Source organism: Staphylococcus sp. McC-251-APC-3A2, from assembly GCF_009695665.1.
Lineage (GTDB): Bacteria > Bacillota > Bacilli > Staphylococcales > Staphylococcaceae > Staphylococcus > Staphylococcus cohnii.
Genome location: NZ_VUNO01000011.1, coordinates 1 through 17,141, shown reverse-complemented (window position 1 = coordinate 17,141; position 17,141 = coordinate 1). Strand labels below are relative to the sequence as shown.

The 17,141-nt window shown below is 28.7% G+C and carries 18 protein-coding genes and 3 pseudogenes; 17 read left to right on the top strand and 4 right to left on the bottom strand.

The window, feature by feature from the left end; all coding sequences use genetic code 11:
- The 3 genes from FYJ81_RS12685 to FYJ81_RS12675 form a co-directional block, all read left to right on the top strand.
- A partial coding sequence (locus FYJ81_RS12685; protein ID WP_002504259.1) for a DDE-type integrase/transposase/recombinase occupies positions 1-266 on the top strand: 266 nt, incomplete at its 5' end.
- A gap of 46 nt (positions 267-312) precedes the next feature.
- The gene (locus tag FYJ81_RS12680) at positions 313-1,116 is read left to right on the top strand and encodes a glycerophosphodiester phosphodiesterase (protein WP_154409715.1); all 804 of its coding nucleotides are present in this window, start codon (positions 313-315) and stop codon (positions 1,114-1,116) included.
- 217 nt (positions 1,117-1,333) lie between these two features.
- Positions 1,334-1,939 carry a PepSY domain-containing protein gene (locus tag FYJ81_RS12675; protein WP_326752647.1) on the top strand — a complete coding sequence of 202 codons (606 nt, stop codon included), beginning with the start codon at positions 1,334-1,336 and terminating at the stop codon, positions 1,937-1,939.
- A gap of 89 nt (positions 1,940-2,028) precedes the next feature.
- On the opposite strand, the gene FYJ81_RS12670 is transcribed toward FYJ81_RS12675, so the two are convergent.
- Positions 2,029-2,577, bottom strand: coding sequence for a recombinase family protein (locus FYJ81_RS12670; RefSeq protein WP_154409713.1), 549 nt, complete (start codon positions 2,575-2,577; stop codon positions 2,029-2,031).
- Positions 2,578-2,751: 174 nt separating this feature from the next.
- Between FYJ81_RS12670 and FYJ81_RS13350 the strand changes: the two genes are divergently transcribed.
- Together FYJ81_RS13350 and FYJ81_RS12660 are read left to right on the top strand one after the other, a co-directional pair.
- Positions 2,752-3,144, top strand: coding sequence for an MFS transporter (locus FYJ81_RS13350; protein WP_442803824.1), 393 nt, complete (start codon positions 2,752-2,754; stop codon positions 3,142-3,144).
- A gap of 3 nt (positions 3,145-3,147) precedes the next feature.
- On the top strand, positions 3,148-3,606 hold the full coding sequence (locus FYJ81_RS12660) for a GNAT family N-acetyltransferase (protein ID WP_081325146.1): 459 nt from the start codon (positions 3,148-3,150) through the stop codon (positions 3,604-3,606).
- Positions 3,607-3,755: 149 nt separating this feature from the next.
- Here the strand turns inward: FYJ81_RS12660 and FYJ81_RS12655 are convergent, their stop codons facing one another.
- On the bottom strand, positions 3,756-4,490 hold the full coding sequence (locus FYJ81_RS12655; protein ID WP_154409712.1) for a DUF536 domain-containing protein: 735 nt from the start codon (positions 4,488-4,490) through the stop codon (positions 3,756-3,758).
- 416 nt (positions 4,491-4,906) lie between these two features.
- Between FYJ81_RS12655 and FYJ81_RS12650 the strand changes: the two genes are divergently transcribed.
- From FYJ81_RS12650 to FYJ81_RS12605, 11 genes and pseudogenes are all read left to right on the top strand, one after another.
- Complete coding sequence (locus tag FYJ81_RS12650) at positions 4,907-5,878, top strand: replication initiator protein A (RefSeq protein WP_154409711.1); 972 nt, start codon at positions 4,907-4,909, stop codon at positions 5,876-5,878.
- Between the two features lie 13 nt (positions 5,879-5,891).
- Positions 5,892-6,198 (top strand): annotated as a pseudogene (locus FYJ81_RS12645) (protein rep); the annotation flags it as partial.
- A gap of 612 nt (positions 6,199-6,810) precedes the next feature.
- Positions 6,811-6,978: a hypothetical protein gene (locus tag FYJ81_RS12640; RefSeq protein ID WP_154409710.1), complete on the top strand. Its 168-nt coding sequence runs from the start codon at positions 6,811-6,813 to the stop codon at positions 6,976-6,978.
- A gap of 21 nt (positions 6,979-6,999) precedes the next feature.
- Positions 7,000-7,428, top strand: coding sequence for an Hsp20/alpha crystallin family protein (locus FYJ81_RS12635; protein ID WP_154409709.1), 429 nt, complete (start codon positions 7,000-7,002; stop codon positions 7,426-7,428).
- A gap of 1,165 nt (positions 7,429-8,593) precedes the next feature.
- Positions 8,594-8,815, top strand: a complete 222-nt coding sequence (locus FYJ81_RS13220; protein ID WP_226957057.1) for a plasmid mobilization protein — start codon at positions 8,594-8,596, stop codon at positions 8,813-8,815.
- Entirely contained in the window at positions 8,806-9,012 is a 207-nt protein-coding gene (locus FYJ81_RS13215; RefSeq protein ID WP_226957056.1) for a hypothetical protein, read from the top strand. Before FYJ81_RS13220 ends, FYJ81_RS13215 begins: the two co-directional genes overlap by 10 nt.
- Positions 9,013-9,967: 955 nt before the next feature.
- Complete coding sequence (locus tag FYJ81_RS12625) at positions 9,968-10,150, top strand: hypothetical protein (RefSeq protein WP_154409708.1); 183 nt, start codon at positions 9,968-9,970, stop codon at positions 10,148-10,150.
- 1,090 nt (positions 10,151-11,240) lie between these two features.
- Positions 11,241-11,772: pseudogene (locus FYJ81_RS13210) on the top strand (recombinase family protein).
- A gap of 26 nt (positions 11,773-11,798) precedes the next feature.
- Entirely contained in the window at positions 11,799-12,686 is an 888-nt protein-coding gene (cidR, locus tag FYJ81_RS12615) for a cidABC operon transcriptional activator CidR (protein WP_070039664.1), read from the top strand.
- A 110-nt stretch (positions 12,687-12,796) separates the two neighbouring features.
- Positions 12,797-13,321, top strand: a complete 525-nt coding sequence (locus tag FYJ81_RS12610; protein ID WP_011867724.1) for an acyl-CoA thioesterase — start codon at positions 12,797-12,799, stop codon at positions 13,319-13,321.
- A 7-nt stretch (positions 13,322-13,328) separates the two neighbouring features.
- Entirely contained in the window at positions 13,329-13,703 is a 375-nt protein-coding gene (locus tag FYJ81_RS12605) for a hypothetical protein (RefSeq protein WP_154409707.1), read from the top strand.
- Positions 13,704-13,833: 130 nt separating this feature from the next.
- Here FYJ81_RS12605 and FYJ81_RS12600 read toward each other — a convergent pair whose 3' ends face one another.
- Both FYJ81_RS12600 and FYJ81_RS12595 read right to left on the bottom strand, forming a co-directional pair.
- Entirely contained in the window at positions 13,834-14,871 is a 1,038-nt protein-coding gene (locus FYJ81_RS12600; RefSeq protein WP_154409706.1) for a 2,3-butanediol dehydrogenase, read from the bottom strand.
- A gap of 188 nt (positions 14,872-15,059) precedes the next feature.
- Positions 15,060-16,391, bottom strand: coding sequence for an MFS transporter (locus FYJ81_RS12595; protein WP_154409705.1), 1,332 nt, complete (start codon positions 16,389-16,391; stop codon positions 15,060-15,062).
- A 424-nt stretch (positions 16,392-16,815) separates the two neighbouring features.
- On the opposite strand from FYJ81_RS12595, the pseudogene FYJ81_RS12590 reads away from it, so the two are divergent.
- Positions 16,816-17,141, top strand: a pseudogene (locus FYJ81_RS12590) (IS6 family transposase); the annotation flags it as partial.

Below are 17,141 nucleotides of genomic sequence, written 5' to 3'. Positions count from 1 at the left end.
CAACGAAGGTAGCAATGGCTAAAGTAATTAAAGCTTTTAAACTTAAACCTGACTGTCATTGTACATCGAAATATCTGAATAACCTCATTGAGCAAGATCACCGTCATATTAAAGTAAGAAAGACAAGGTATCAAAGTATCAATACAGCAAAGAATACTTTAAAAGGTATTGAATGTATTTACGCTCTATATAAAAAGAACCGCAGGTCTCTTCAGATCTACGGATTTTCGCCATGCCACGAAATTAGCATCATGCTAGCAAGTTAAGCGAACACTGACATGATAAATTAGTGGTTAGCTATATTTTTTTACTTTGCAACTGAACCTTAATGAAAATATTTTAGATCATAATGTTTCAATAGCACATCGCGGAGCTAGTGGTTATGCTCCCGAGCATACATTTTATGCTTATGATAAATCTCATAAAGAATTCAATGCAGATTATATTGAGTTAGACTTACAAATGACTAAAGATGGAAATTTAATTGCAATGCATGATGAAGATGTTGAGCGTACTACAGGTCATAAAGGAAGAGTTGAAGATTATACTACCAAAGAGCTAAAACAAATGGACGTTGGAAGTTGGTTTAATAAAAAATATTCGCAATACGCCAAAAAGGAATATAAAGGGGCAAAAATCCCTACTTTAGAAGAAATACTAGATCGTTATGGTGATAATGCAAACTATTATATAGAAACAAAATCACCAGATGTTTATCCAGGAATGGAAGAGAAACTGTTACATAGTTTGGAAAAACACAATTTATTAAGTAATCAGAAATTAAATAAAGGTCAAGTTGTCATTCAATCATTTTCGCAAGAAAGTTTATTAAAAGTTGCAAATATGAATAATCAAATCCCATTAGTCCAATTAGTAGATAAAGATAAGTTATCAACATTTACGGATGAAGATTTAAAATTCATTTCATCATATGCTATAGGGGTAGGGCCAGATTACAGTGATTTAGATGAACAAATGGTACAGAAATTGCATAATTATAATTTGAAAGTACATCCTTATACTGTGAATACTGAAAAAGATATGCAGCAAATGTTAAACATTGGGGTTGACGGTGTATTCTCTAATTATATTGATAACTATATTAAATTAAAATAATAAACAGAAAATTATGTCAGTTCTTTAAAAATTAATTATTAATTTTTATGAAAGAATGAAGTAGTTATTGCAGCTTTAGATATAAATAATAATTTACCGAGCGATGAAATAAAAATGATGATTGAATTTTGTTACCAATATTATAAAAAACCGAAACAATATCATTTTATATTTTATTTATTTGAGAAAGGGTATTAAAAATAATAGGAGGGATATTGTGAAAATTAAAACTTTAGGTGTTTTACTAGCGTCAGGCATTATACTTGGAGGATGTGCCCAAGGTAGTGATGATAGTAACGAAAACAAGAAACAAGATCAAACTGAACAAAAAGATAAAAAAGCTTCAACTAATGAAGAAGCAAATTCAAATAAATCTTCAATTGCACTTAAAGATATTCAAACAACACCTGAAAAAGCCATTGAAATAGCACAAAAAGAATATAAAGGTGATGTTAAAGAAATCGCGTTTGAAAAAGAGCATGGAGAATGGGCATATAAAATAGCGCAAGTTAATAATACAGATGAATCTGAAGTAATCATTCAAGACAAAGATCAAAAAGTAGCTAACAAAGAAAAAGAATCAGATGAAGGAGATCAATCTGATAAAACATTCAATTATAAACAAGATGTAAAATCATATAAAAAAGCATTGCAAAAAGGTATTGATGAAGTCAACGGTGGTACTTTAAAAGAATGGTCTCTTGAAAAAGATCATGGTAAATTAGTTTATGATATGGACATTCTATATAAAGGCGATAACCATGAAGTAAGCGTTGATGCCAAATCTCTCGAAATACTCAAAAGTGAGATAGATAATTCATGACCTATTACGTTGTTTAAACTTACAATCTAACTAAATATTGCATAAATCAAAGCCCAGTAATTTTTTATATTACTGGGCTTTGATATTTATTAGTTTTTAACTATTCTATAAACTGTTGAACGGCTGACACCTGTTTGTTTAGCTATTTCTTCCCCAGTTAATTTTTGTTCGTCATATAAAAATTTAATTTCTCTTTTTTTATGATCCGGTAAAGAAGGTCTTCCACCTTTTCGGCCCCTCGCTCTTGCAGCATCCAAACCTTTTTTTGTACGTTCGCTTAATAAGTTAGCTTCGAGTTCGGCAAAAGCACTCATCATAGTAAAGAACATTTTTCCCATAGCATCTTTAGTATTGATATTCATATCTATGATTTGTAATTCAATATCATTTGTTTCAAACCATTGTGCTAGCTCGATTAACTGTTTTGTTGTACGTCCTAGACGATCGAGTTTATAAATAACTAGGATATCGCCTTCACGCAAATAATCTAAGCATTTATCTAGTTCAGTTCTTTTGGTTTTACGGCCACTTACTTTTTCACTAAAGATACGCTCGCAACCGTATTCTTTCAGTGTATCTATTTGAGCATCTAAACTTTGATCACGTGTGGATACACGCGCGTAACCAATTTTAGCCATTTCATTTTCTCCTTTTTAAACAGTTTATGACCCTTTATCTACATAATCAGTTTCTCAATGCAAATGAGTAAACCTCTCAGAGTCTTAAAACCCATATTTTTTGATATTAATGATACATTGATTATAACACAGGTTTAGAAACTGAAAAGCATAAGCAAAACCCCTTAATTTTATATTAAGAGGTTTTGTGTCAAAAACGAACGTTATAAAGTAAAGTATATTCTACTTGTGGGTACAAGTTTATACTCGCTTTCATATATCTTTATGTTAACAACTAATAGTATCCATTTTATGATACTACTTATTGTAATTACTTCTTTAGGAGAATTGATATTCGCGCCTTCTTATCAGGTAGCACAAGTAGATATTATGGACCTATATAAAAATGGTTCATACTCAGCTTTAGGATCACTGGCAACACAGAGCTCTTCTTTGATTGCTTCATTAACTTTAATGATTAGTCAATACTTAAATATTTATTTAATTTTTATAATCCTTACATTGTTAAGTATTACTGCTATACTGATACTTTATAAAATATATGATAAACGAATGGAGAGTGTATAAAATATGGCTATTTATTTTAAAAAAACTATTTTAAAGAATGCTGATTTTATCTTAGACTTGCAAAAGCAATGTTTTAAAAACGACTTTTTAGAGTATAAGGATTATGAAACGAGTCCATATTGTGAAACTTTGGAAGACTTACAACACGATATAACCACAAATCAACACTTCACGATTTTTTCAGAAGAAAATATAGTTGGCGCATTTGAAATTAAAGAAAAACATAATAGTCAACATTTATATAAAATTTTCATTTCTCAAAATGAACAGAATAATGGAATTGGTAAATTAACTATGAAAATGATTTTCGAAAAATTTACTAATAAAAATAAATGGACCGTTTATACTCCTCATAAAAATTATAGAAATCACCACTTCTATGAATCTTTAGGGTTTGAAAAGTATGGTGAGGCTATTTTATCAGATAAATTAACATTATTTAAATATGCTAAATATAACTAAAAATAATATCTCCATTATATATAGTTATGTATATCTCCTGAAGTTTATTCAACTACTATCTGACAGTAATTAACATAATCGATGATTATCAGAATTTCTAGCATAAAAAAGCACTACAAGTTCATGAGCTTGTAGCGCTTTTTATTGTGTTAATTACCAAACAACCGACTCCAGAAACCTTTTTTAGGTGGTTTTTCTTCCTTATCTTCGTATTCATTATCTATTTCTTCGAATTGTTTATCGTCTATTGTGGATGGTTCTTCATTGAGGTTTTCATTCTCTTTCTCTTCAGGTATATCTTTATGCTGCACCTCTGTAGGCTGTTCCCATTCTTGTTGTTGATCAGTATCTTTAGACTCTCCAGTAAATGTTGCTTCTTGTACATTAACATTTTGTCTCTCATTAACAGACGTATCAAAAGAATAATTAAGTCGTCTTTCTTCCTCTAATTGATCTTCTAATTTTTTAATCTTTTTATTACTTTCTAATGCTAATACTTGTTGATTTTCAAGCAATTTCGACCTTTCTTGCAACTCTTTTCTGTAAAATTCAATTGTTGTTTCATGACGACTTTCTTGCTTTTCAATTTGATTATTCAAAGTATCAATCTGGTTTTTAAGAATCTCCACTATTTGAGCATCAGTTTTAGATTCAACGTCAATATTATCTGGGTCTTTTTTTTGTTTACTTTCAGCAACATTTACAAATCCATATTTCTTCTTATTTTCATTTACTCTTTGAACTATTTTTTCTATGTCGCTATCTTCTTTAATAAACGAAGTGTTTTCCTGTTTTATTGTTTCTATATTCAATCTTTTAATATTATTAAAAATTGTTTGCTTACTAACTTCTAATTCTTCACTCAAAGCTTTCACGCTTCTCATATCATCAACCCTTTATAAAATGTTTATCAACCCTTTATAAAACAGTATAAACTCATAAAGCTTGATAATAAAGTAATTACAATATTAAAAACGGTTCCTGTCAATCGTTTCATCAAAGGTTCATAAAGGGTTGATGATTTTTATCAAAGGTTTATGAACCCTTTATAAACCTTTGATAAGCCTGCATTTTCCCTTTTATAAGGTTGTTCAAAGTGATATAATAACCTTAACATGACAAAACCCCAACTACTGGTAATAGTCGGGGTTTGGTGATAAAACGTTGCAGCACGTTTATAAATCTTTTGATATCTGTATTATATACAACTATATCATCAAAGTGCAAGCAGAAAATTTATGTGTTCTTGTAATGTTTTATTACCTCTATCCAAAACTTTAATAGGAAAGGGGTTTTTATTATGCCTAGAAAAAATATAAAAAATCAAGCCAATCAAAATTTCTATATGCTGCATAAAGTTTTATTTATCAACGAAAAATATAAAAAGCTAAGTGATAGTGCTAAAGTTACCTATGCAATTCTTAATGATAGAGTTAGTTTATCTATTAAAAATAATTGGATAGATCAAAATGGAGATATATACTTTATTTTTACTAATGAAAATCTTCAAGAAGTGTTAGATAAAAGTAAAAATACAATAACTAAAATAAAAAAAGAGTTACAAGAGGTTGGTTTACTGGAACAAGTTAAAACCGGGTTTAATCGACCGAACAAACTATATCTTCATGAAATAGAAACGAATATAACTATTGAAAAAGAAATACAAAATAGTACTTCGAACGATGACGAACCGAGTGATATCATGGACTCCCAAATAATGGGACTCCAGAATCCCAAACAATGGGACTCCAGAATCCCAAATGATGGGACTCCAGAATCCCAAAACTTAGACCCTAATGATACTGAATTTAGTAATACTGATTATATAGAGACTGAGAACAATGATACGAATGATTTGAATGATACATCTAACAATATTTCTACAAACATTCATTCAAATCATACAAATCATCAACAAACTGAATTTAATAATGATGCCTTAAAATTCCAAGTGCTTGAAGAATTGCCACAACAAATCAAAGATTACTTAAGTAATTTTGAAATTAGAGAAATTCGTATTATTAAAAGTGTTTTACTTAAAGGAAAAAAATCATTTAATAATGCTCATGATACATATTACCGTTTAGAAGACGTGGAGTTCGAACTTGTCAGTGTCTTAAAACGATTTAAAGCGATGCTGCTACAAAAAAATGAAACGGTTGAAACTATGCAAGGGTATCTAATGCAATCAATTAAAGCTGAACTTGAAGAAACTCATGCACTGTATATGCGACGTCAAAACATTAAAAAACATAATATCTTTAATCAATAATTCAAATGATCTTTCAGCAATCAAAGAGACTTCATAATACTCGGTTAAGTCATCTGATTTTTTAACTGATGATGACGAAAAAAAATCAAGAAATCGTAAATGATTTAGAAAAAGGTTTAGACCGAAAACGTATGTTGAGTTATGGTGGATTGCTTAAACAAAAACATAAAATTTTAAATTTAGATGATGCTGAAGATGGCAATTTGATTAATACAAGTGACGAAGATAAAACAACAGACGAAGAAGAAAAAGCACATTCAATTACGGCAATTTGGCATTTTGAAAAACAAAATTATTACTTGAAAAATTTGAAACGTTAGCTTAAAAGCTAGCGTTTTTTTATGATTTTTTGCCCCTGCGGGAACTATAGCGTTCAACCAGCATGGTTGCCCAGTTTTTACGCAAAAAATAATTTTGTGCGTAAATGGGCAGTGTCTAAAAAATTAGTCACTGGTTTTGCTCAAATTTTTATTTGTGAAATGAGAATGTATTTATTTGGCTCATATTTGCGTTTTAAGAGCTTATATACGTTTTTAGGCATAAAACTATATGATTTACCCCTAAATCTTTAAAACGGCCCCTTAAAATACAAAATAAAGGTATTTAAAATTTAAATCGTTCTTGTGATAAAGTTTGTTTAAAAAGGAGTGTTTTTATCTTACTATTTTGGAGAGAAGAAAAATAAATAGACCACGCATTTATGCAGAAAAAATTTATTGATGTCGAGAAGAACCCTTAACTAAACTTGTAGACGAATGTCGGCATAGCGTGAGCTATTACGCCGACCATTCGACAAGTTTTGGGATTGTTAAGGGTTCCGTGGCTCAACGTCAATAAAGCAATTGAAATAAAGCAAAAATTATTGACCAACTTTGACCTTTATGTTATATATATAGTGAAAATAGTTATATGCTTTGTAGGGAGGGGTTGATATGAATTTAGATAAAAATTCAAAAAAACTAATTCCTTTTAAGAATATGTCTAATTTTGATGGTGTATTTGAATTTAGCCCTTTTGTTGAATTCGAATTCAACAGTAATTGGGAAGCGTATTTAAATGATTTGGATTATGTCAAAAATATGAATCAAAAAATAGGTTAAATATTATAAGGAGTGATCGTTATGACTTATGATTTAAAACCATTTGGAAGAGATTATTTTGATATGACACCTAGTGAATTGTTTAGAGATTTTGGAAGACAATTTTTTAGTAATTTTCCTGATGAACAAGGTATAAAAACTGATATTAGTGAAAAAGACGATAGATATGAATTAAAAGCAGAGCTTCCAGGATTTTCAAAAGACCAAATAGATATTTCTTATGAAAATGGTAAGCTAATAATTTCTGCTGAAAATAATCAGGTAAATGAAGAAAAAGATGATGAAGGTAAAGTCATTCAAAAAGAAAGATCTTATAGTAATGTGAAGAGAATGTATTCACTTAATAATATAGATGAAGATAATATTGAGGCTAAATTTGAAGATGGTATTTTATCTGTAGATTTACCAAAAACAGAAAATAGTCAAAGAAAAGTCATAGATATCAATTGATATAAAAAAGAGATGTGAAAATATTTTCACATCTCTTTTTTAGAGTTTTAAGCAACGAGTTGAAAACGAATTTCTTCTTGTCTTACTAATGGGGAGATTGATTTAATCCATTTTAAAATTCTAACATAGGATTCAAATACTTTTATGACAAAAAGAATGCGTCTCAACGATCTATAACGCATTTTATAGAATTAATGTGTTAAACATATTAATAAAATTGGTAGCATGGAATCTAATATTGATAATAGAACTTATCGTTTCATTATTTCAGTTAACCGTAATGGTTTTAAAGGTAGTAAAATGTTATAATATAGATGTATTGAAGGAGGAGTCGCCACTCCTCCTAAAAAGTTAATTTAGTTTATTAACGCTTTAATTAGTGATGTAATAGCTCTTAACAGATTAATTAATGCTGTTAGGGGCTTTATTTTTTACCCTTTTAGACACTCATCATTATACTTCTTTTAATAAAAGTGATTGTAACCTAACGATACTTTTACTATATCTTCATTTCATTAACAATATGTTCCCCTACTACTATATTACCCATTGAATCATTTTGAGTTTATAATTCACTTCATCAAAGTCTTTTTTTAATTCTATAAATTTCATTTTATTAATGAATGTTTATTTAACTGTTACATCAACATTAAATTAAGACTTACGCATTGTATCGTGTAAATTATTTTAATCGTTTGTTAAATTTACAGGGAATCTAAAAGGAATCCCGGACAACAGGATAAGGAGAAACAATGCCATGGCCATGGCACCCAGCATAGCTGGGGTTCTCTAAACTTATCCTTAAAAGATATAAATGCTGATATTACGGTATTTATGAATCATATTTAATGACGGACACAAAGGAATCCATGAAATTTTACATGGCATTTTCTTTGGAAAATAGCAATTCTTCTATCCTTTGGGGCGCAAGGGATTTCACAACAGGGAATCTTTGGAATCCCTAAAGAATCCCTAAAGGATTCCTTATGTTCATCCAAAATCAATCAATATTTCAATATATAATTGATTAGTAATTACTAAGCTAATAACTTGTTAAAATAGATGAGTATTTGCTTAGTTTATTTTTTGTAAAAATATTGAGTGATTACTAACCATATTATCGGATGAACAAATGAGTAATTAATTAGTTTCAGAGGGGTTAAAAATGACCAATAAAAGTCATAGAAAAGCTAAAACAATCAATATTAATTTAACTGAAGAAGAATATAAAAAGGTAAAAGCATTAGCAGAAGATAGAGATTTAAATCTAACAGCTTATACGCGGCTTGCAGCATTAGGCAATCGTATCAAACCTACGGTTGTCTATAACACAGATGAATATACTGAACAGCTAAAAAAGAAAAACAAACACTTGAAATGGCTTTAGAGATAAGCGTACCAAAAGAAGATGTTGAACTTTTAGAAGCACAATGTGAAAGTTATAAAACTTATATTGATACGTTTAAGAAGTTCTTACAGTATGTACAAGAAGATGCGGAATATATTAATTTGAATGGATATAAGAGAGATGAACAATTAAAAGAAGAGATGAAAGATGCTATTAAATCCTTTTTTGAAAACTGATTTAATTTTTCAAAGATATAAAATATACGAATATAATTTATATTACATTTTGAAATTTTCGTTCTCATTCACACGATTAAAACCGAGGGCTTTCTCACTCGATAAATTCTATAATCAAATTGATATTTTAGTTCAACATTTATTATCTAACAAGTCTTATGAAGAAATTGGCGTATACGCATAAAATTTAAATTAAGGTGGTAGTTTTATTGTTAATTATGTGAGATGGTTTTGCGAAGAGTTTTTAGGTGAAGATTATGATAATAAAACTTTGTTGAGTATTTGGATGATAATGAAGAAAAATAGCTCAACATCTGAATTAAATTATCAATCATTTAAAATAACTCAAAAGCAACAACAACTTACAATTTTTGATATTTAAGTAATTAAAAAGGATGATTAATGTGAAAGAAAAAATAGAAAATATATTTTTAGTATTGATTTCAATACCAACATTTTACATTCTATACAAAATGAGTGTTTATAGTGTAAACAATACAGTTGAAATGATAAAGGAAAAACTTGTTAATAGTAATATTTCTGACCCAATTGTAATATGGATAAATTCAACAGCTTTTATTGTCATAGTGGTAGCACTATTATTGAGGATTTTGCCTGACAGATATTTCGGATTTATTTCCAAATTCAGAAGTTTTCTAGCAACTTTTGCTAGTCTGTATTTAATATATATTGGACCTATCATACTATTACTATTGTTGTTTCTTTTCAATGCTTCTATTATGCATATTACCTTAGTTATATCAGTAATTAGTTTTATTGGACTTACATTTAAAAATGGAAAAAAACTTTATTTAAAATATACGATAAAATAAGTGGGATTTTTTAAGGCTTTCATTAAGAAGGCCTTTTTAATTTATATTAAAACATTTTAATGTATATGAAGTTACTTTGTAACAACATATACATTTAGATTCAAATAAAAGAAGTGTTGATTATGGATAAAGTAAATGTAAATCTATTAAGGTTTTTAGCACACTACGATTATTTAGATTTTGATTCACATGATTTAAAAGATGGTGAGCAAGAATTAAATAATACAAACACACAATTAAAATTGAGAGCTTTCTCACTCGACAAATTCTGTCATCTTCACTCGTTATACATTCGCTTATTTTAGATGAAGATGACGAAAAAAGAGCTAGTAATTCTATTTCAATGACTGATTTAGATAACGCACCAAGTGAAAGTACAGACATTTCAAATACTGATATTGAAAATATAAGAAACGATACTGTAGATGTGTAAAATTATATAGTGAAATAGAATAAGAAAATGATATTCAAGAAGGACTAAAAGCTCAGCAAAAACAACTTAATCATTTTAGTACTGACAAAATTTATGAATTAACCTCAATAAATAGTAAGACTGGAATCAGATCAAACGACAAACCAAAATAGGAAGGATCACTTTATTATGGTAGCGCCTAGAAAAATTAAACAAATAGAAGATATATAAAAGAAACTAAATCAGTTATATAAAAACATTAACTTTGAAGAATTGAATTATGGAGAAGTTAAAATTGATAAAAACTCAAACTTTATATTAGATAAAGAAGATTATCTATCACAAAAAACTACTGAGAAAATGCTCAATTCATAAAACAATTAATCAATGAAGATGATACAAACAAATCAATAACTAATGACAATAACAATAAAGATAATCAAATAAATGAAGATATAAATACATTTCAGTAATAATACAAGTCAGATAAATTAAAATTTCTTTTATCCCGTTCTTAGCCTTCGATCAAATTATTATCGAACAAGAAGGAAAAGGTTTAAAATTAAGAAGTCTAGCTGAAACTGATTCTGACTATGTAAATGCTGCTTTTAAACTACAAAATTTAGAGGGTGGAACTGCTAAAAATATGATATAAAAGTTTATTTAAATGAAAAAGAAGTTATACGAGAAAATACATTAATGTTTTACCTAATGATAAATATTATTTAATGCCAATTAATAAAAAAAGCGTTTGAAGAATTTAAAGACACAATCAAAATAATAACAGGTATTGAGTTAATATTGGGAGGATTCATTAATTTAGATGATAAAGATTTATATGAACTGACGTTTGAAACTATTAATAATTAAATAAAGGAATTTTTAAAAACTTGGTTTTCAGACGCTGAGAGACATGTTTATTTGCATCGAGAATTAGATTTCTTTAATGTTTACCCGAAAAAGTTTAAAAAGGTGGTATTAAAATAGCAAAAATTGGTTATTGCACATGTGTCAATACAAGATCAAAGCCTTGATGTGTAAATTGATATACTTAAAAAATATGGTTGTGAACGTATCTTTAGCGAGAAAGCAAGTAATCGTAAAATGATAAGAATCGAACTTGATAAGTGTTTGGATTATTTATGAGAAGGAGATGTTCTAATTCTCTATAAGTTAGATCGTCTTGGACGTACAACAAAGCAATTAATTGAGTTATCTCAATGATTCGCTAAAAACAGTATTGACTTACATATTATAGATATGAATGTATTCACGAAAGATGCGATGGGCAAGATGTTCTTTAACACGATGAGTACATTCGTTGAACTCAAAGCTAATTTGCTAAGTGAAAGTACTAAAAAAGAATTAGAAACTTCACGAGCAAGAAGCCACAAAGGTGGAAGGGCTTCATTACCTGATTACAAGAAAAGAGAAAGCAAATTTATACATGATTAACAAAACTTACAGGCGAAGAGATTTGCTGTACAGACAGATGTTAGTCGTTCACCGATATAGAGAATAATAAAAAAGGAGGAAATTTATTGGAACTTAGACATATGCAGTATTTTGTAGAAGTCGTAAAGCAAAAAAGTATGACCAAAGCAGCATCTAATCTTTTTATCACACAACCCACAATTAGTAATACAATTAAATTATTAGAAGAAGAATTAGATGTAAATTTATTTAATAGGTATAAAAACCAAATATACTTAACTGACGCAGGAGAAGCTTTCTTTTTCCAATGTAAAGAAATGCTTAAAATGTATGATAATATCCCTAATGAGTTAAGTAATTTATTAGAATTAAAAAAGGGACATTTGAAAATTGGAATCCCTACTATTATTAATATAAGAATATTAATTGGCTTAATTTCGGAATTTCATGAAATGTATCCTAATATAACTTTTCAACTTTTTGAAAATGGTAGTAAAAAAATTGAAAACGATGTATATTATGGCGATTTGGACATGGGAATTACTGTACTTCCTACAAATAATAAAAACTTTGATATATTCTCTTTTTCAGAAGAAAAATTAAAACTGGTCGTTCATAAAAATCATGCATTATCTAAAAAAACAAAGATTGATATTGAAGATTTACAAGAACAAGAATTTATTTTATTCAATTCTGATTTCTATTTAAACGATAAAATCAAAAATACATGTAGAAATTATGGCTTTAATCCTAATATAATTTTTGAAACCACCCAATGGAGCTTCATAGAAGAAATGTTATTAAATAATCTAGGGATATGTATATTACCCGAAGGAATACTAGGCTTATTAGATAATAATTTACAAGCCATCGATATTAATGAACCTTCCATGAAATGGGAACTTGGTATTATTTGGAGAAAAGATATTATAGTTGATTCTTTAACAAAAAATTGGATTAAATTTCTCCAAGAAAACTTCTTAATTAACTATTAAATATAAAGGTATTTGAGAAATTTATAGCTATATAAAAAAAGGATATTTTATATTTATACACTCTCGCTCTATAATTAGAACGTAAAATATTATAGAAACGGGAGTTTTTTATGGAAAATTATAAATTTCCTAGAGATAGTAAAATTGTCAGTACGGATCAAGTATTAATTAATGATTTAAACAATTATAATACACTATTTGGGGGGGTATTAATGAAAAAAATTGATAATAACGCAACGCTATCAGCTAGAAGACATGCAAGAGTTAAAGAATGTGTTACAGCTTCTACAGATTCAGTAGAATTTTTATATCCAATCACCCAATCTGATTCAGTTTGTATAGAATCTTATGTAGTTTATACTGGAGAAAAATCTATGGAAATATTTTGTAAAGTCATTTCAGAAGATATGATTACTGCAGAAAGAAAAATTGCTGCTGTAGCTTTTCTTACTTTTGTAGCTTTGGATGAAAATAAAAAACCAATTAAAATACCCAAAATCTCTCCTCAGTCCAAAGAAGAAAAATTATTATTTATGGATGGCGAAGAAAGAGCTAAAATGCGAAAAATTAAACGATCACAAACTAAAAATATAATTGACTCTCTTGATATCAATAAGCCATGGGAATTGGAGTAGTGATAAAATGATTAATGAAATGGAAGAATTAAACCAAATTAAGTTAGATTTGAAAAAACTAAGAAACGAATTTCCTAGTATGTATGAAAAGTTAGAATATATAGCTAGTTTGACAAGACAATTAAGTATCCATTATAAATATTTAGGAGTACTTATGTTTTCAGATAACCGTGAAAATATTCAAAATGAGAGACCAACTTTAATAAGAGAATCTGTTTTAAAATTATATGAACAAGAAGTTGAAAAAGTTAAAAAAGATACTAATTTTGTGTTTTTTAAAGATATGATATTAAAATTCCAAAATGTGGACTACTCACAAATATTTCTTATCATTTTAGGTGCCGAACCTGGTTTTGTATTTAATAATACAATTATTAAATAATAAATAATAAATTCATTAAGAATGCTTAGACTAACAAATTATAAAAATTCACAAATTATTTGACTAAATGAAACTATATTTTAGCTAATAAAAGAGCCACTCTGATTTAGAGTGACTCTTTTATTAGCTTTTATAACTTAACGAGAATTTTTGCTTGTGATTTATCGTTTACAAGTTGTTTAAATCCTGACTCCACAATATCATCTAACTCAATTTCATCGGTAACGACGTCTTTGACTTTTAAATTACCTTCGTTAATTAAGTCTATTGTTTGTTGAAATGTAGTGGGGGTGTAAGCAATCGTTGAAGTAAGTTTTACACCTGTATTAGTTAATTGCATTGGATTCCATTCAATAGGATGACCGAATATAGAAACTATAACGACAATACCTCTTGCTTTAGTAACATCTATTGCAGATTTAAGTGTTGGCGCTACACCAGCTACCTCAAATGCTACATCAACGCCATTATCAGTGTATTTACTAATAATATCACTTGGGTTTGATTCACCAGAATTTATCGTATGAGTAGCACCTACTGCTTTAGCTTTATTCAATCTTTCTTCTGATAAATCAAAAACAAATATCTTACTTGCACCTGCAGCTTTGGCTGCTATTACTGTTAATAAACCTATTGGCCCTGCACCAAAAATAGCAACAGTATCGCCAAATAGAACTTCTCCTTCTTTAATTGCTTGAACTGCAACAGCCGTCGGTTCTACAAGGGCGCCTTCTTTATCAGAAACATTATCTGGTAATTTATAAACATTCTCTTCTGGGGCGTTTGTAAATTCTGCAAATCCACCATCAGAACCTAAGCCTATAAATGAATAACCATCATAAAGATCAATATTTTCTTCTTTTTCACGATTTGAAACTGTAGGATTAATGACAACACGATCGCCTTTATTAAATTGTGTAACCTTAGAACCAATATCATCTACTACGCCTGAAAATTCATGGCCTAATGTAACAGGTGCTTTTTGACCAAGAAAAGGGTCTGGTTTATCTGTTGAAATAAATATGGGTCCCTCTAAGTATTCATGTAAGTCTGTACCACAAATGCCAGCCCAGGACACTTTAACTTTCACTTCATTATCTTGTAACTCTTTAGATTTCCGGTCTTCAACTCGTACATCCTTTTGACCATACCAAACTGCTGCTTTCATTGATAAAACCTCCTTGATTTAGTTAATTTAATAGTATCTCTTTTAAAAGTTGTCTTCAAATAAATTAATCTTTTAATACAGTGTTGCTAAATTATTATATGAATAAAGTGTACTTATAATTAAAAATATATAATTTGTTTTTAGTTTCACTAGATTCTCCTTTTAAAATGAAAATTTTTGTTTATTGGTTAGGGTTTATTTTTCATTTCTTCAAAATCAATATTTGGCCTTGACCCTTTTAAAGGTTTGTTAGATGTAGGTTTAAAATATATACTAAACGCTATCAAACCAAGTAAATTAATAACTATCAGGTAAAATGCAGGCGCTAAGCCCCCATATTTTAAATTACTTAATAAAGATAAAATAAAAGGGGTAACTCCTCCAAATATAGCTGTGCCTAAATTATATATGATAGATAAAAATTTCATCCTCACATTTGTGTGAGTAATCGCAGGTAAAGTTGAAGGCATGACGCCATTAAAAATAGATAACATTATAGCAAGCATCATTACTCCTAAAAAAATTGACCAGATATGATGGTTAGAATCTAAAATGAGAAAAACAGGGATTGAAAAGAAAATAAAGCTTATTAATCCAAATAAAATTATACGTTTATTATTATATTTATCACTCAATGTACCAAATAAAAATATGAATGGTAACATTAGAATTAAAGCAATTGCATTAATAATTGTAGAATACTGCGCATCTATACCTATATTACTTTTTAAAAAAGAAGGTAAATAAGTCAAAAACATAAAATTATTTACATTTAAAAATATTACTCCGATAGTCATTAAAAAAGCTTCTTTTTTATATTTTTTAAAAGCGTATAAAATGTTATTTTCTGATACATCTTGCTTATTTTTAAAAGTAGGTGTTTCATCCAATTTAAATCTTAAATAAACAACTATTATTCCAAATGGCGCTGCTAATAAGAATGGAACTCTCCATCCCCAAGTCTCTATTTGAGTAAGATTTAAGAAATATAATAGTAATGCTACAACAATAGCTGCTAGCGCATTGCCTATCATAGTCCCCATCTCTAACCCACTTGTTAACATGCCTCTTTTCTTATCTGGGGAACTTTCTACAATATAAGTCATGGCTCCACTGTATTCTCCGCCTGTAGAAAAAGACTGGGCCATCCTCACTATCAATAATAGAATAGGGGCCCAAACACCTATTTGCTCAGACGTAGGCAGTAAACCAAGTATTAAAGTAGATATCGCCATAATAGAGATGGTAGTTGTTAAAACGACTTTTCTACCCTTTTTATCCCCAATATATCCGAAAACTAATGCTCCTATAGGGCGCATTAAAAATGCTATAGCAAAAGTTCCAAATGTAAAAAGTAATTGATTTTGACTGGCAACGTCACTAAAAAAATTATGACTAATATAAATAGCTAATTGTGCATATAAAGCAAAATCAAACCATTCAATAGCATTTCCCATGGAGGTTACGATTACCTTTTTCTTTGCCTCTGACGTTTTTACTGCGTTTTGATACTCTTCCATAATAACTCCTTTGCAAAAAATAATGTCTCGTGTTTGGATATCTTATTTAGTAATCATTTTTATCACATCCTATAATATTATTTCCTCATTTAATGTTTAAAAACAGCGTTAGACTATATAAAAATAAATAATTTAAAATATTAATACTTAATAAAGTGAAGGATTTTGTAACATTATAGATATAACTGTATTTTCTCTGACTTTTAAGGATTTTAGCTTTAACCCACGGATAATCTATATTAGGTTAATAGTCTTTGTCTTTAGGAAATAATATTGGGTAATCGGAAAATAGTGTGGAAAGATTGATGGTTAAATAATTATTCTTAGAACTAAAAATCGGATAAAAGTGTGGAAATCATACAAGTAAAGGTTCTGTTGCAAAGTTGAATTTATAGTATAATTTTAACAAAAAGGAGTCTTCTGTATGAACTATTTCAGATATAAACAATTTAACAAGGATGTTATCACTGTAGCCGTTAGCTACTATCTAAGATATGCATTGAGTTATCGTGATATATCTGAAATATTAAGGGAACGTGGTGTAAACGTTCATCATTCAACGGTCTACCGTTGGGTTCAAGAATATGTCCCAATTTTATATTAAATTTGGAAGAAAAAGCATCAAAAAGCTTATTACAAATGGCGTATTGATGAGACGTACATCAAAATAAAAGGAAAATGGAGCTATTTATATCGTGCCATTGATGCAGAGGGACATACATTAGATATTTGGTTGCGTAAGCAACGAGA

Bases quoted from the DNA above. Each gene is read 5' to 3' on its own strand.
- FYJ81_RS12655 (WP_154409712.1), bottom strand. From the start codon at position 4,490: ATGAGAAGCGTGAAAGCTTTGAGTGAAGAATTAGAAGTTAGTAAGCAA.
- FYJ81_RS13215 (WP_226957056.1), top strand. From the start codon at position 8,806: ATGGCTTTAGAGATAAGCGTACCAAAAGAAGATGTTGAACTTTTAGAA.
- FYJ81_RS13220 (WP_226957057.1), top strand. From the start codon at position 8,594: ATGACCAATAAAAGTCATAGAAAAGCTAAAACAATCAATATTAATTTA.
- FYJ81_RS12625 (WP_154409708.1), top strand. From the start codon at position 9,968: ATGGATAAAGTAAATGTAAATCTATTAAGGTTTTTAGCACACTACGAT.
- FYJ81_RS12595 (WP_154409705.1), bottom strand. From the start codon at position 16,391: ATGGAAGAGTATCAAAACGCAGTAAAAACGTCAGAGGCAAAGAAAAAG.
- FYJ81_RS12660 (WP_081325146.1), top strand. From the start codon at position 3,148: ATGGCTATTTATTTTAAAAAAACTATTTTAAAGAATGCTGATTTTATC.
- FYJ81_RS12670 (WP_154409713.1), bottom strand. From the start codon at position 2,577: ATGGCTAAAATTGGTTACGCGCGTGTATCCACACGTGATCAAAGTTTA.
- FYJ81_RS12605 (WP_154409707.1), top strand. From the start codon at position 13,329: ATGATTAATGAAATGGAAGAATTAAACCAAATTAAGTTAGATTTGAAA.
- FYJ81_RS12640 (WP_154409710.1), top strand. From the start codon at position 6,811: ATGAATTTAGATAAAAATTCAAAAAAACTAATTCCTTTTAAGAATATG.
- FYJ81_RS12610 (WP_011867724.1), top strand. From the start codon at position 12,797: ATGGAAAATTATAAATTTCCTAGAGATAGTAAAATTGTCAGTACGGAT.
- FYJ81_RS12635 (WP_154409709.1), top strand. From the start codon at position 7,000: ATGACTTATGATTTAAAACCATTTGGAAGAGATTATTTTGATATGACA.
- FYJ81_RS12600 (WP_154409706.1), bottom strand. From the start codon at position 14,871: ATGAAAGCAGCAGTTTGGTATGGTCAAAAGGATGTACGAGTTGAAGAC.
- FYJ81_RS12650 (WP_154409711.1), top strand. From the start codon at position 4,907: ATGCCTAGAAAAAATATAAAAAATCAAGCCAATCAAAATTTCTATATG.